Source organism: Streptomyces sp. KMM 9044 (genome assembly GCF_024701375.2).
GTDB lineage: Bacteria > Actinomycetota > Actinomycetes > Streptomycetales > Streptomycetaceae > Streptomyces.
In genome coordinates, this window is sequence record NZ_CP113910.1 from 3,315,842 (window position 1) to 3,328,163 (window position 12,322).

Here is a 12,322-nt window from a genome sequence, read left to right on the forward strand (position 1 = left end):
GGCGCGCGACTGGCTGCGGCCGTACACATTCAGCACCCCGAGACCCGAGAACCGATCGTGCTCCAGCCTGGGGAGGAGCCGGAGCCGGAAGTGGCCGAGCTCATCACCAACCCGGACGCGTGGGAGGACGGCATCCTGCCCGAACTCCCCGTGCCCGAGGAGCCGGACGCTGCTCGTGCGCCCGAGCCCCAGGCCGTCGCCGAGCCAGTGCAGGAGCCAAGCCCGGCAACCGTCGACACCCCGAAGCCTGAACCGGCACCCACGCCGGCCGCAGTTCCGAGGACCCGCACCCGCAAGACCGCGCCCGAGTAACCACCCCCGAGGCCCGCCCCGTTGGAAGCAGCAGGGCGGGCTTCCCCCGCCCTGGAGACGTTCCGCATGGACCAGCCCGTCCTGTCCTGGCTGCTCGCCCAGCTCGGCACCAGCACCGACATCGCCGACCTGGAGGCCCGCTACACCAGGCTCGGCTCCGCGCGCGCCGTCGCCCTGGAAGTCCTGGCCGAACGCCGCGCGAAGCTCCTCGCTGACCCCCTGCGCCTGACGGTCGACGGGGTCGTCACCATGGACAACACGAACAACCTGACCGGTACCGAGCGGCAGATCACCGCCGTCTCGGCCGCCGTCGCTCCCGATGACAGCGCCCCGGCAGACGGGACTGCCGTGCTGGCCACCGCCCCGCTCCTGCCCGCACGGCGTACCCGGTAGCGGGGAGGCATGGCGTACGAGTGGCCACCGCTGACACCCGGAGACACGGACGAGGTCGCGCAGCGAGTAGCGGCTGTCCTGGAGGAGGCATGGCAACGGCTTGAAGCCCGTCAGCAAACCGTCATCGCGACGATGGGGAGCAACACGCGCGCCACGTACATCCTGGCGACGCTGGAGGAGTTCAAGCAGGCGATCACCGCATTCCGCGACCGCGTGGACGCCGAGGCCCGCGCCTTCGTCCAGCGCCAGCTTCCCTGGCTGTACCAGCAAGGCGCCGAGGCCGCAGCCACCGCGATCGGCTCGCCGTTCACCTGGACCCAGATCCACAAAGACGCGCTGCAGACCCTCGCCTCCGACTCCTACGCCGACCTCCTGCGCCGCTCCCAGGAAGCTGGGCGCATGGCTGAGCAGTTCTACCGCGCCGCCCGTTCGGCCGCCAGGATCGAGTTGCCGCTCCTGGCCGTCGCGGGCACGACCGACCGCCAGGCCGCGAAGGACCTTGCCAACCGACTCCTCGCCGATCACCAGCTCGCCTACGTCGTCTACCGCAACGGCGCCCGCGTCCCTGTCCGGGCCTGGGCGGAGGCGGCGACCCTCGCGAAGAGCGCCGTGGCGTACAACGCCGGAACCCTCAACCGCACCGCCGAGGCCGGCATTCGCCACGTTGAGGTCTTCGACGGGTTCGACTGCGGTTGGCTCACCCACACCGACCTCGACAAGGCGAACGGCACCGTACGGTCCGTGGACGATGCCGCCGGCGCTCCGATCTCTCACCCCCGTTGCCGAAGGGCCTTCGGTCCGCGGCCGGATCTGACGTCGGCCTGACGCGTTGGAAGGCTCACCGCGCCGCTCGCCGGTGTGCGCCGTCGTCAACCGCGTGAGTGATACCAGGGGGCAAGGCGCAGGAGCAACAGCAGGGTGCGGCGAGCGGCGTCACGGTGCTCGGCTCGGCTGGCGAAGGCGGCCCCCAGGGCCAGGACGGCCACTACTACGAGGAGCAGCCCAAGGGCAGCGGAGCACACCACCACGGTGGTGCGCCCGGCAGCGGTCGAGGCGACAACAGCCGCGACGGTCACGGTGGTGGCCGCCGCTCTGCGGCGGATTGAACGGGGCTGTGCCATTGCGGGTGCAGGTCCCTTCTCATGTGCACGGACCGGTGGCGGATGCCATCCCGGCCAGACACCCAGTCAGCCAGAGACGCGTGGCGCGTTTTGGGGACACTTCGCGGGGTTCTAAAATGGCCGTGTGACCAGGGGAAAGACGAGTGGCGCGGACCAGGAATTAATCGAGCGGCTTGCTACGCGAGAGCTGGTGGTCTCGGCGGCGCAGCTGGAACGGTGGCGCCGTGCGGGACTTTTGCCCCCACATCCGCGACGTTGGCCCGGGCGCGGTCAGGGGTCGGTGTCGGTCCTGGAAGAGCGGACGGTGGAGGTCGCCGCAGCTCTGGCCAAGCACGCGCGACAAGGACGCGACCTGCGCTGGACGGTTCTGGCCTGGTACGCCAAGGCAGGTCTGCCACAGTTGCCGGGGCGTCTGACGATTCCCGAGCCGCCGTGGTCGGCCGTACGGGAGGCGTTGCTGTGGGCGGAGGCGCGAAGCCCGGTGCAGCGCCTGCTCGACCAGGCCCGCCAGGCCCGTACGGACGCCGCTCAGGACGACTTCTACGCGAGCGCCGACCGGGTCCTGTCCCGCACCAGCGGCGGTCTTCCCGATCCGAATCAGACGCGGCAGGCCCTGCTCACGGACACCGACCTGCCGCGCTCACGCTGGGCAGGCCGGGCCCGGTTGCTGGTGCATGTGATTGCGGCCTCCGGCATAGGGGCCGAGGAGTTGGGCGGCCAGGCGGTAGCCGCGGCCCTCGCGGCTTGGATGCCAGGGCTGCCCGCCTACGCTGACCCGAAGGTATGGGCCGAGGCTCTCGAACAGGCGGAACGGGACGGCCTGTTGGCGGAATGGCTGGCCTCGCTGGAGTCATTCGACCCGCTCGCGCGCCTGGCCAAGGCGAGCGAGGCCGAGATGGCCCGGGCCCGGGAGGTGGCGCTGCGGTTGGCCGGCTTCGGCGGCTTCTACGTGATGTACGGCCTGCTCATGCCCGACACGCCTGCCCTGGCCGCCCTGCGCCAAGGGATGGATGACACGGGCATGGGCGAGTGGTTGCAGCTCATGTGTGCCGTGATGGTTCGCCCCCAGAACATCTATCAGTTCCTCGCGCCGTGCTTGGACGAGGACATGGCCGCTCTGAATACGCACCTGGAGAACTTGATCGTCGACCAGGGCGCGCGCCTTTTCCTGCGTCCTGGCCACCCGGACGATACGGCGCAGTACATGCGAGACTGGATCGCCGCCATCGAAGCTCTCGCCAATGCGCCGTCCGGCCCCGCTGGCAGCACCGACGACGCTTCGTAGGCCGGGCCGCCGGTGACGCGGCATTTTCACTGAGCTACCTGCCGTGCCGTCATGCGAAGAGAGCCGACCAGCTCTCCGCATCCTGGTCGATGTCGGCAATCCGCACCCCGTAGCCGACGAACAGGTCTCCCGGCTGGGAACGGCGTTCGCCGACATAAACGCCCACGACCTGCCAGTCGGGGCCGCCGAAGTGCCCCTGGGACCGGGCAATGAGCGGTGCGCCCGAGCAGCCCGGCCCGGCGGGTGTGCTCAGTTCGAAAAAGCGGGAGCCATGGATGCCGGGAAGGCGGTCGCTGATGCGTCGCCGAACGTGACCTTCGGAATAGATCAGGTCCGGACGCTGCAAGGCGATGCCGTCGTCGGAAACGGATTCGTAGAGCACGGCTGCGGGATAGCCCCAGAGCATGTACTGCAGCGAGGCGTGCGCCTCGCGGCGGCTGAGCACGCAGTGCGCCACGTATGTGCCGGGCTCCAGGCGCAGGAGCGCGACGTCCTGTGTGGGGTGCAACTCAATGCCTTGGACCGCAGCGGGCTGCCAGGACCCGTCTGTACCGCGGAAGAGGATCGCTGATTCCCCGGGGGTCAGCTGCTCGGCGACGTGGCGGGCGGTAACTGCTACGCCCTCGACCTGGCCTTCGGCGTGCTTGAGCAGGAAGGCGGTACCGGCGAAACCCTCGTTGCAAACGGTGTCGTCGGACGTGGCCCGGACTTTCATCACAGGAACGACGATGTTGAAGAGCATGTCGTAGTCGCGCTCGGTCATGGCGCACTGTACCCGGGACGCGAACTCTGCATCGGCTCGACGAACTCGCACGGATCTTGGTCCGAGGTGACAGGGACTCGAGTTCGGAGCCTCAGCCGACCGCCATCCAGCCCCATGGACGAGTGCCCTGCCGCCCCCGAACACAGGCGATGCGGTACTGGGCTTGGCCCAGCGTGCCCGGGTCCTGGTCCGCGATCTGCAAGGCGAACGAGACGAGGCGAAGTTCGCGAATTCCGCGCAGGATCGGATAGCCGCCCCAAGCCATGACGTCGTGCCCGTAGGCCTCGCAGTACCTTCGGTACCTGTCCTCCGGCAGTGTGCCGAACGTGTCGTGCTCGATCGCAGTGGAGAGCAGGTCCCACTCGGGTGGCCCTTCAGACGTGCGCTCGAAGTCCATCAGCACTGCTCCGTCGGCTGTGACGGCGCAGTTACCGCCCCAGGCGTCTCCGTGGATGACGCACTCCGGCTGGCCGGCGGGCAGATGGCCCCATTCCTGCCGGAGGGCATCGAGCTGGCGGAGGAGCCATTCCCGGTCGTCGTCGCTGACCGATCGAGCCGCCGCGAGTCGGTCGGTGATCCGTACGAAAGGATCCAACCTCCCGATTTGGAATGAGGGTTTGGGCAGGTCGTGCAGCTGACGTAGCAAGGGGGCGAGATCAACCTCCGTACCGTGCCGGTGCGGAGGCAGCTCCTCCCAGAACGTTGCGGCTCGCCCGCGGGCCTGTACGGGTTGCTCGATCGGCAAGGGGCGGACAGCCGGGACATCGTGCTCGGCGAGCCATCGCGTCACGGCAACCTCGCGCGCAGCCGCGGCCTCCTGCCCGGGGCGGGCGATACGGACCACGATGTTGGCCGGCAGCCGCGGGGCTTCACCCCGGATCGTAGACACCTTGGACACTGGACCTTGAGGGTCCAGAGGAAGAGATGTCACTGATGGTGATGAAGGTGTACTCGGCGGAGTTCAAGGCGGATGCTGTCGCGCTGTACCTGTCGGACCCGAAGAATACGTTCGAGGGCGTGAGCAAGGACCTGGGGATCAGCCGGGAGACGCTGCGGAATTGGGTGCGGGTCGAGCGCACCCGGCAGGGCCGTGCGGCGGCCGCGAGTCGCTCGCCGCGGGCGGTACAGGCCGTTGATGTACCCTCCGACGATGTGCTGAAAGAGGAGAACAAGCAGCTCAGGGCTCGGATCAGGGAGCTGGAGACCGAGCGGGAGATCCTGCGGAGGGCCGCGAAGTATTTCGCCGGCGAGACCAACTGGTGAGCCGTTTCCAGTTCGTTGATGATCATCGCGGCGCGTTCGGCGTCAAGCGGCTGTGCCGGGTCCTGGAGGTCTCCCGGTCCGGGTTCTACCGGTGGCTGAAGGGCGCCCCGGCCCGCATCGAGCGGGCGCGGTCCGACGCCCGCCTGGCCCGGCGGATCCGGGAGATCCACAAGGAGTCCGACGGTACCTACGGCGTCCCGCGGATCACGGCCGAGTTGTGGGACGCCGGGATCGAGGTGAACCACAAGCGGGTCGCGCGTGTGATGGCCCGGATCGGCCTGCAGGGCGTGCATCTGCGTAAGAAGGTCCGCACTACCGTCCCCGAGCCGTCCGCGACGCCGGTGCCCGATCTACTGCGGCGTGACTTCACCGCGAGCGAGCCGAACACCAGGTACGTCGGCGACATCACTTACCTGCCCATCGGCGACGGCCAATTCCTGTATTTGGCAACGGTGTTGGACCTTTGCTCGAAACGGCTGGCGGGCTGGTCGATCGCCGACCACATGCGCACCGAGCTGGTCACCGATGCGCTCCGGGCTGCGGCCCGTACCCGCGGCGGAACTCTTGACGGGGCGATATTCCACAGCGACAACGGCGCCCAGTATGCGTCGAAGGAGTTCGCGAACGTGTGCCGCGAACTCGGCGTGACCAGATCACGTGGGGCGGTCGGAACCTCGGCGGAGGTGAGTCGGCGGCGGGAATTTCACCCACCGCCGCTCTCAGAACCGTGCGTGAACCTCGCGACTCACACGGCTCCCATTGTTGAACCAGTGGGCAACGCGCCATGCTTCCAGTGAGCGAACATGCCCGGGAATGCTGAGGCAATCTCAGCCAGCCTTCTCCGGGCCTTTCTTGAAGCACGACGATACCGTTTGTACTTCCTCCGGGCCCATTTCACCAGGAACGGATTGATCTGCTGTTCCAGAAACCTGATCAACCTGGACTTGTAGAAGCGCCCATAGTAGTTGATCCATCCCGCCACGACGGGGTTGATCATCGCGGCGATCTCCTGAAAGCTCAGCTCGGTACAGCGCCCCAGTCGCCAGCTCCGGATAGTCCTCGCCATGGACTTCATGGCTGTTTCGCTCACTGCGGGAAGGAAGCCGGTCTTCAGCCTCCCATCCCGCAAGCGGGCAGCCCGAGGACGGAAGGTATACCCCAGAAACGTGAACTTCGTGACCGGGAACTCCCGTTCACGACCTTCCTGTTTGCAGTACACCACCCTGGTTTTCTCCGGATGGAGACGTAATCCGAACTGCAGCAGCCTGCCCTCGATGATGTCGCGGACGAAAATCGCCTGCTTCTCACTGGCACAGTGCACCACAGCATCGTCGCCGTACCGCTCGAATCTGATCGCCGGGTACTCCCGGACCAACCACGCGTCAAAGGCGTAGTGCATGAACAGATTCGACAACAATGGTGAAATAGCAGACCCTTGGGGAGTCCCCTTTTCCCGCCTGACGAGCGTTCCGTCGGGCTGTTGTACGGGGGCGACTAGCCACCGTTTCACATACAGCAGAACCCACGGAAGATTGGTATGCCTTTCCACTGCCGCGTTGATGGGGCCGTGCGGCACGTTGTCGAAGAAGCCCTGGATGTCAAGGTCGATCACCCAAGGATGCCTCCAGCACCGCTGCTTGCACGTCTCCACCGCATCCAGCGCGGACCGCCTCGGGCGGTAGCCATACGAGTCCTGATGGAAGATCTGCTCCACCTCAGGCTCCAATGTTATAGCCACTACCGTCTGGGCGATCCTGTCGGCCACGGTCGGAACCCCAAGGCTCCGAATCCCACCGCCGGCTTTGGGAATATCAACCGCTCTCACGGGTGGAGGGAAGTAGCTTCCCGAGGACAGCCGGTTCCACAGCTTGTACAGGTTGTTCTTCTCATCCTGCTCAAACTCCGCTAAAGACTGCCCATCCACCCCAGCCGCTCCCCTGTTGGCCTTGACCTTCAGGTATGCGTTCCAGACCAGCCGCCTCGGAATATCAAACGGCTTGTCCGCTGGCCTTGTCTCGACCATCCGATTCCTCCCATCGCTGGTTGATCGCCGATCGACACCCAACAACACGTCCCCTTCGCTCCACCCCTATTACGGAGGTTTCATCACTACTACGGGACGTTCCGCCCTCCCGACGCGCGACCGGTACTCCGGCCCTCATGACTCTTCGCCACTTGCGCCTCTCCCTCTCGCGAGCCACGTCAACCCATGGATCGCGGTTTCGCGTCGAGGAGTTCTCCAGTTCCGTTGTGAAGCCCAGACTGAGCTCGCGCCACCTTCATGCCGGACACCGCCAGACCAGTAAACAGGTTCCCGTCTGGCTTGTCCCAGGACAGCATTGAGGCCCTGGTTTTGATGTCGTCTAAGCTTTACGACACGTCATCGGCGGTTCACTTGCGTTCGCCTTCTCAGCCCACACCTGCCATATTTAGTACGGCTTTTCCATGACGCTCACCACCACGGCTCATTCACCGCAGCAGCTCATGGTGGTTTGACCTCGATTCTTCACTTGCGGTGTGACGTCGGTCGGTTCGGCGGTTTGCCCGTAATGTCCCCTGCCGTTCGAGGACGGGCCGTCGCGTGACGCTGCGGGGCGTCGGGTTCCACGGGCCCGAGGGTGCTGCGGGTCCTCTCCTCTCCGCTGTCGTCGGGGCGGGGCCGACCGTCAGGTGTGGGCCGGAAGCTGGGTGGCCCGCTGCCAGGCGGTGGCGAACGCCGGCGCCCAGGGCCAGGTGCGGTCGAGGTGGAGGGTGCGTCTGCGTGCGTGGGCGGTGAGCCGGGCGGGCAGGTGGTAGAGCCTCCTGCGGATCGTCTCCGGTTCGGCGGCGGCGAGTTCGGGCTCGTCATGCAGGAGAAGGAGCCTGGTCCATGCGTCGAGGTCCGCGGCGATAGTGGCAGCCAGCACCCAGGCGGCGTTCAGCTGCCAGGACTTCGAGGGCAGCAGCCCGAGGCCGATCCGCTTGATCGCCTTGACACGATCCTCGACCTCGGCATGATCACGGTAGAGAGCATCGACGAACCACACCTGCCCGGAGCCGGACACCCCGGAAAGCCCCTGGTGGGCGGGGATGTTCGTGGCGACGATCTGGTAACGCCAGCCGGTGCGCTGCTCGAACGCGGTCAGCTTCTTCAGATCGCGGCGCGAGGGCTTGACCCGGCGCACGATCAGCCGCATCCCCTCGGGCCAGCCGCTCAGGTCGCGCACCCCGGTCAGCTCGGCGACCTGGTAGGTGACCTTCTGTCCGTCCGGGCCCTTGATCTCGTGGACCTCGCCGTCCTGCCGCAGCGCGTCGTTCCACACGTCCGCGGGCAGCAGTGCGATCGCGGCCTCGTCGGCGGTATTGATGGCCCAGCCGGTCACCCAGCGCACTCGGCGGCGGCTGGTGGTCAGCGCCTGCAGATGCTCAAGGAGGCCGTGGCTGAAGGCCGCGCCGTCGATCCTCACCAGCAGCTTCGACCACAGCGGCAGCGGAGTTGCCGCAGCGCGGCGGCCAGCACCGTCTTGTGGTCGGCGACGTCGTTGGACGCCGCGTTGCCCGGCCGTAGCAGCATGGTCACGCACTCGCGGGTATTGGCCAGCCAGGCGCCCAGCGGGTGATGTCCGTAGCCGCCCTTGAACGTGCCGGCCGCGCCGTCCTTCTTGCTGGTGCAGGTCACCAAGGTGGCATCGAGATCCAGGACGTACCAGTTGGTGAGCGTGCGCCCGCATACCGAGATCCACGGGAACCCACCGGGCCGCAGGGCGAGCAGCGTCCACACCCCACGCCGTATCACGGCGCGCACGCGCTCCACCCGGGCTCCGACAGGGCCGTCGATGGCTTCCAGCGTGCGCCACAGGGTGCTGTCCGAGACCGGACGGGGAAGAACGGCCTCCAGTGCTGCTGCAGTTGCTCGGCCTGCAGGACATTCCTCGCGCCGAGGACGATCGCGCAGGCCAGCTGGACCAGGGCCATCCCGCGATCCCGCCACCCCGGCCCGACGCCGCGGGGCAGCGCGGCGGCCAGGGCGCGGGTCAGCCCGACCCGGTCCGCGATCCGGTGCAGCAGCACCACGCCCGCATGCCCGACCAGGTTCTTGCCGTCGGCCCGCACAACGAGCCGACGATCCCATTCGGTAGCCTGCACCTGTTGGGTGCCCCCACTCTGCGACGTTCTTGATCTAGGAAGTTCAGATCATCGCAGGTCAGGGGCACCCTTCCGCTATCAGGGCGTCACATCACTGACGGACGGCCCTCGTAGCTGAATACACGAGGTTGACACCTGCACCTGCATGCCGATGCCGAAGGACCTACCTTCATCTCCACAACAGCATGGCAACTGTTCGTTCCCGTCTTCTACATCAGAACCTCACAATCACCTTCTGGACACACCAACGCCGCCGCCGAATCCTTCAACGCAAGCCTGAAACGGGAGACCTTGCAGAGAAGGAAACGCTGGTCAGGGGCGCGCGAGGCCCGCCTCGCGGTGTTCCGGTGGGTCACTCGCTACAACACGAAAAGAAGACACTCCGCACTCGGCCAGATCAGCCCGATCACCTACGAACAACGATCGATTACGCTGGCCACTGCTGCATAGCAAACGGTGTCCACGATCCGGGGTCAAGCCCCTCCATCACCTGCTGGAAGATGCCCCGCTTCGCCCAGATCCGGAAGCGGTCGTACGCACTCTGCCAGGGCCCAAACTCGGTCGGCAGATCACGCCAGGGAGCCCCGGTGCGGAACCGCCACATCGCCGCGTTGAAGTACTTTCGCAGATCAGGGATGGGCCCGACCGCGGCATACGGGAGATGGGGTTCAACCAGGGACCACTGCTCATCGGTGAGATCGCCTCGCGCCATGACTCATGACCTATCAAGACCGAGCCTCCGCGCGCAGGCGATCCACCTAACTCATGATCTGAATCTCAGACAGGACCTAGCTGAGACCATGTCCCCAGTTGCGCTCTCGACCCCAGATTCCCGCAGGGATCAAGAGGCCCGGCAGGGCCACACGTGGTGAACGGCCCTCGTTCCAGGACGGGTTGTCAGACCGGCGTGAGACGCTCCCACACATGGCATCCACACAGATCCCGGGCCCTTGCCTGCCCCCATACCGCGCCCGGTCAGCCATGGCGCTCCTCGACCCCCAAGAACACGCCTCCGAACTCGCAGACTGGGTGGAACGGATCCCTGCTTCCTCCGAGCCGGCCGAGCGCAAGGCGTGGGACAACGTCTACACCTGGCTCCGCCTGGCGAGCGGCCTCCGCGCTGTCACGTTCGACATGGCGTACGAAGACGGCGGCATGTGCGCAGCGGGCGATGACTTCGACTACGTCTGGTCGAACATGATGGGCGAGTGGCAGTTGCACCAGGTACGCCTCGGCTACACTCGGGCGGCGCTGGAAGCGCTCGTACGAGTCCTCCGTCCGGATCTTCCCACTCCCGGCCCGGCCATTGAAGCTGGGTGTGGCTCCTTTGGAGGGACGGCCCTAGCTGCGTGAACTGCGGCTTGAGGCACGCCCGAGTGATCGACTCGACCACGACAGCGGGTCACGCGGTGACCGGCACCCTCCGCGCTGTCGATCTTGATGCGACGCGCGGGCGTGACCTGCTGGTTCCGAAAGGATCTCCACGACCGGCAGTCGAGCCCAACCGGCAAATGCCCAGCTCAGCCTGTCCCTCCAAAGGAGCCACACCCATTGAAGCTGCAGAGCAGCGCCTCGCGCAGGGGGGCCAGGAGCCCCCGCTGCATGCCCCCGAGGTGACCCGGCACTTCCTGGACCACGCCATGGGAAGCTCCGAGCCCGCTTCGCTCGCCGCCGCGGTCACCCAGGCCATCGGCGTACACGAGCTGGCAGCTCACGGGTTCACTCATATTCCCCAGCCAGCACACGACGACGATATGCAGGCGTTCCTCGCTGGCCACGACGAGATCTGTACGGCCAAGGAGGCGACTTCCATCGGGTGTGGCTCCTTTGGAGGGACAGGCTGAGCTGGGCATTTGCCGGTTGGGCTCGACTGCCGGTCGTGGAGATCCTTTCGGAACCAGCAGGTCACGCCCGCGCGTCGCATCAAGATCGACAGCGCGGAGGGTGCCGGTCACCGCGTGACCCGCTGTCGTGGTCGAGTCGATCACTCGGGCGTGCCTCAAGCCGCAGTTCACGCAGCTAGGGCCGTCCCTCCAAAGGAGCCACACCCACTTCCATCCTTCTCCTGGGCACTCAGGCTCTCCTCGCCTGGGCGGTGGAGGAGCAGCACATCGTTGCCCCCAACGAGGACAAGTTCTTGTACGAAGGGATGTGGGTCCCTGACGCTGCGGGAGGCAGCCAGTGAACCCTTCTCGGTAACGTCTCGTGACGGTTTGTGATCTTCGTTCAGGTGGTGCGGCCGTGTTCCATCTGGAGCAGGACGAGGGCGGCTCGGGCGATCCGGGTGATGCTGCCAGGGTCGAGGCTGACCCGGCGCAGAGCCTTGAACGTGACTTTGAGCAGGGCATTCGCGCGCTCGGCGACGCCGTGGATGCCACGAATCACCTTGTTGAACGTCTGCTGTTCGAGGTCGAGTTCGCCGCCCTGCGGCTTCTTGACCGGGTGGCGGAAGCCGTCGCCGGCGTTCTCGTAGCCGAGATCGGTCAGAGTCGGGATGTCCAGAGTGGCGGCGAGCCGGTTCAGCGCGCCGATCAGGCCGTGGGTGCGCGCGCAGGTGGTGTCGTGCTCGCGGCCGGGGCGGACCGGGGACACCCAGAGCGGCCAGCCGTCCGGGGCGGAGATGACCTGCACATTCCCGCCATGATGCTTGTGCTTCCCGGACCACCAGAGATCTGCCCCGTTGGGACCGGGGGCGGCGACGCGGTCGGTGCGGATGACAGTGCCGTCCAGGTTGAGGTGGGTGTACCCGGCGGCCGCCGCCCGCTCCAGTGCGGTGGCCAGGTCCGGGGCGTGGTCGGCGAGCACGGTCAGCCCCTCGTGGAGATAGCGGTAGGCGGTCGGCACCGAGATCCGGCTGTCCCGGGCGAGTTGGGCCAGCCGGGTTCCGTCGACGAACCACCGCAGGACGAGGATCCCCTGCTTGAAGACGCCCAGGGCGCGGGTGTTCTTGCGGGTGCCGAGCCGGTCGCGGTGCTCGCGCAGGAGCCGGGCCAGGGTCTCGGCGGTCTCCCTGCCGACATCGAGCACGGCGGTGTAGGTGATACTGGTCAACGTGTGAAG

Annotated in this window: 15 protein-coding genes and 2 pseudogenes; 9 read left to right on the forward strand and 8 right to left on the reverse strand. The window is 66.8% G+C overall.

Annotated features, from left to right (window positions below):
• Nucleotides 1-90: 90 nt before the first annotated feature.
• The 5 genes from HUV60_RS14840 (at nucleotide 91) to HUV60_RS14860 (ending at nucleotide 3,111) form a co-directional block, all read left to right on the forward strand.
• Nucleotides 91-312, forward strand: a complete 222-nt coding sequence (locus HUV60_RS14840) for a hypothetical protein (protein WP_257850791.1) — start codon at nucleotides 91-93, stop codon at nucleotides 310-312.
• A 66-nt stretch (nucleotides 313-378) separates the two neighbouring features.
• Entirely contained in the window at nucleotides 379-705 is a 327-nt protein-coding gene (locus HUV60_RS14845; protein ID WP_257850790.1) for a hypothetical protein, read from the forward strand.
• Between the two features lie 132 nt (nucleotides 706-837).
• Entirely contained in the window at nucleotides 838-1,530 is a 693-nt protein-coding gene (locus HUV60_RS14850; protein WP_257850789.1) for a DNA replication terminus site-binding protein, read from the forward strand.
• 56 nt (nucleotides 1,531-1,586) lie between these two features.
• Nucleotides 1,587-1,811, forward strand: a complete 225-nt coding sequence (locus HUV60_RS14855; RefSeq protein ID WP_269441186.1) for a hypothetical protein — start codon at nucleotides 1,587-1,589, stop codon at nucleotides 1,809-1,811.
• 295 nt (nucleotides 1,812-2,106) lie between these two features.
• Entirely contained in the window at nucleotides 2,107-3,111 is a 1,005-nt protein-coding gene (locus HUV60_RS14860) for a hypothetical protein (RefSeq protein ID WP_257850787.1), read from the forward strand.
• A 49-nt stretch (nucleotides 3,112-3,160) separates the two neighbouring features.
• On the opposite strand, the gene HUV60_RS14865 is transcribed toward HUV60_RS14860, so the two are convergent.
• Nucleotides 3,161-3,874 (reverse strand): S1 family peptidase, encoded by a 714-nt coding sequence (locus HUV60_RS14865; RefSeq protein WP_257850786.1) that lies wholly within the window; start codon nucleotides 3,872-3,874, stop codon nucleotides 3,161-3,163.
• Between the two features lie 91 nt (nucleotides 3,875-3,965).
• Complete coding sequence (locus HUV60_RS14870; protein WP_257850785.1) at nucleotides 3,966-4,718, reverse strand: phosphotransferase family protein; 753 nt, start codon at nucleotides 4,716-4,718, stop codon at nucleotides 3,966-3,968.
• Nucleotides 4,719-4,807: 89 nt separating this feature from the next.
• On the opposite strand from HUV60_RS14870, the pseudogene HUV60_RS14875 reads away from it, so the two are divergent.
• Nucleotides 4,808-5,820: pseudogene (locus tag HUV60_RS14875) on the forward strand (IS3 family transposase); the annotation flags it as partial.
• A 62-nt stretch (nucleotides 5,821-5,882) separates the two neighbouring features.
• Here the strand turns inward: HUV60_RS14875 and ltrA are convergent.
• The 4 genes from ltrA to HUV60_RS14895 form a co-directional block, all read right to left on the reverse strand.
• Complete coding sequence (ltrA, locus tag HUV60_RS14880) at nucleotides 5,883-7,160, reverse strand: group II intron reverse transcriptase/maturase (protein WP_269441187.1); 1,278 nt, start codon at nucleotides 7,158-7,160, stop codon at nucleotides 5,883-5,885.
• 643 nt (nucleotides 7,161-7,803) lie between these two features.
• Nucleotides 7,804-8,583, reverse strand: coding sequence for a transposase (locus HUV60_RS14885; protein ID WP_257853091.1), 780 nt, complete (start codon nucleotides 8,581-8,583; stop codon nucleotides 7,804-7,806).
• Nucleotides 8,580-8,921 carry a transposase gene (locus HUV60_RS14890; protein ID WP_257853090.1) on the reverse strand — a complete coding sequence of 114 codons (342 nt, stop codon included), beginning with the start codon at nucleotides 8,919-8,921 and terminating at the stop codon, nucleotides 8,580-8,582. The genes HUV60_RS14885 and HUV60_RS14890 overlap by 4 nt, the downstream gene beginning before the upstream one ends.
• On the reverse strand, nucleotides 8,909-9,262 hold the full coding sequence (locus tag HUV60_RS14895) for a hypothetical protein (protein WP_257853088.1): 354 nt from the start codon (nucleotides 9,260-9,262) through the stop codon (nucleotides 8,909-8,911). Before HUV60_RS14895 ends, HUV60_RS14890 begins: the two co-directional genes overlap by 13 nt.
• Nucleotides 9,263-9,508: 246 nt before the next feature.
• Between HUV60_RS14895 and HUV60_RS14900 the strand changes: the two are divergent.
• Nucleotides 9,509-9,712, forward strand: a pseudogene (locus HUV60_RS14900) (integrase core domain-containing protein); the annotation flags it as partial.
• On the opposite strand, the gene HUV60_RS14905 reads toward HUV60_RS14900, so the two are convergent.
• Nucleotides 9,690-9,974 carry a transposase gene (locus tag HUV60_RS14905; RefSeq protein WP_257850784.1) on the reverse strand — a complete coding sequence of 95 codons (285 nt, stop codon included), beginning with the start codon at nucleotides 9,972-9,974 and terminating at the stop codon, nucleotides 9,690-9,692. The pseudogene HUV60_RS14900 and the gene HUV60_RS14905 sit on opposite strands and share 23 nt — an antisense overlap.
• A gap of 212 nt (nucleotides 9,975-10,186) precedes the next feature.
• Between HUV60_RS14905 and HUV60_RS14910 the strand changes: the two genes are divergently transcribed.
• Together HUV60_RS14910 and HUV60_RS14915 are read left to right on the forward strand one after the other, a co-directional pair.
• A complete protein-coding gene (locus HUV60_RS14910) occupies nucleotides 10,187-10,615 on the forward strand; it encodes a hypothetical protein (RefSeq protein ID WP_257850783.1) in 429 nt (142 codons plus the stop codon).
• A gap of 260 nt (nucleotides 10,616-10,875) precedes the next feature.
• Nucleotides 10,876-11,106, forward strand: coding sequence for a hypothetical protein (locus HUV60_RS14915; protein WP_257850782.1), 231 nt, complete (start codon nucleotides 10,876-10,878; stop codon nucleotides 11,104-11,106).
• A gap of 382 nt (nucleotides 11,107-11,488) precedes the next feature.
• On the opposite strand, the gene HUV60_RS14920 is transcribed toward HUV60_RS14915, so the two are convergent.
• Nucleotides 11,489-12,289, reverse strand: coding sequence for an HARBI1 family protein (locus HUV60_RS14920; protein ID WP_443047520.1), 801 nt, complete (start codon nucleotides 12,287-12,289; stop codon nucleotides 11,489-11,491).
• Between the last annotated feature and the right edge of the window lie 33 nt (nucleotides 12,290-12,322).

Bases quoted from the DNA above. Each gene is read 5' to 3' on its own strand.
- HUV60_RS14845 (WP_257850790.1), top strand. From the start codon at position 379: ATGGACCAGCCCGTCCTGTCCTGGCTGCTCGCCCAGCTCGGCACCAGC.
- HUV60_RS14850 (WP_257850789.1), top strand. From the start codon at position 838: ATGGGGAGCAACACGCGCGCCACGTACATCCTGGCGACGCTGGAGGAG.
- HUV60_RS14865 (WP_257850786.1), bottom strand. From the start codon at position 3,874: ATGACCGAGCGCGACTACGACATGCTCTTCAACATCGTCGTTCCTGTG.
- ltrA (WP_269441187.1), bottom strand. From the start codon at position 7,160: ATGGTCGAGACAAGGCCAGCGGACAAGCCGTTTGATATTCCGAGGCGG.
- HUV60_RS14905 (WP_257850784.1), bottom strand. From the start codon at position 9,974: ATGGCGCGAGGCGATCTCACCGATGAGCAGTGGTCCCTGGTTGAACCC.
- HUV60_RS14910 (WP_257850783.1), top strand. From the start codon at position 10,187: ATGGCATCCACACAGATCCCGGGCCCTTGCCTGCCCCCATACCGCGCC.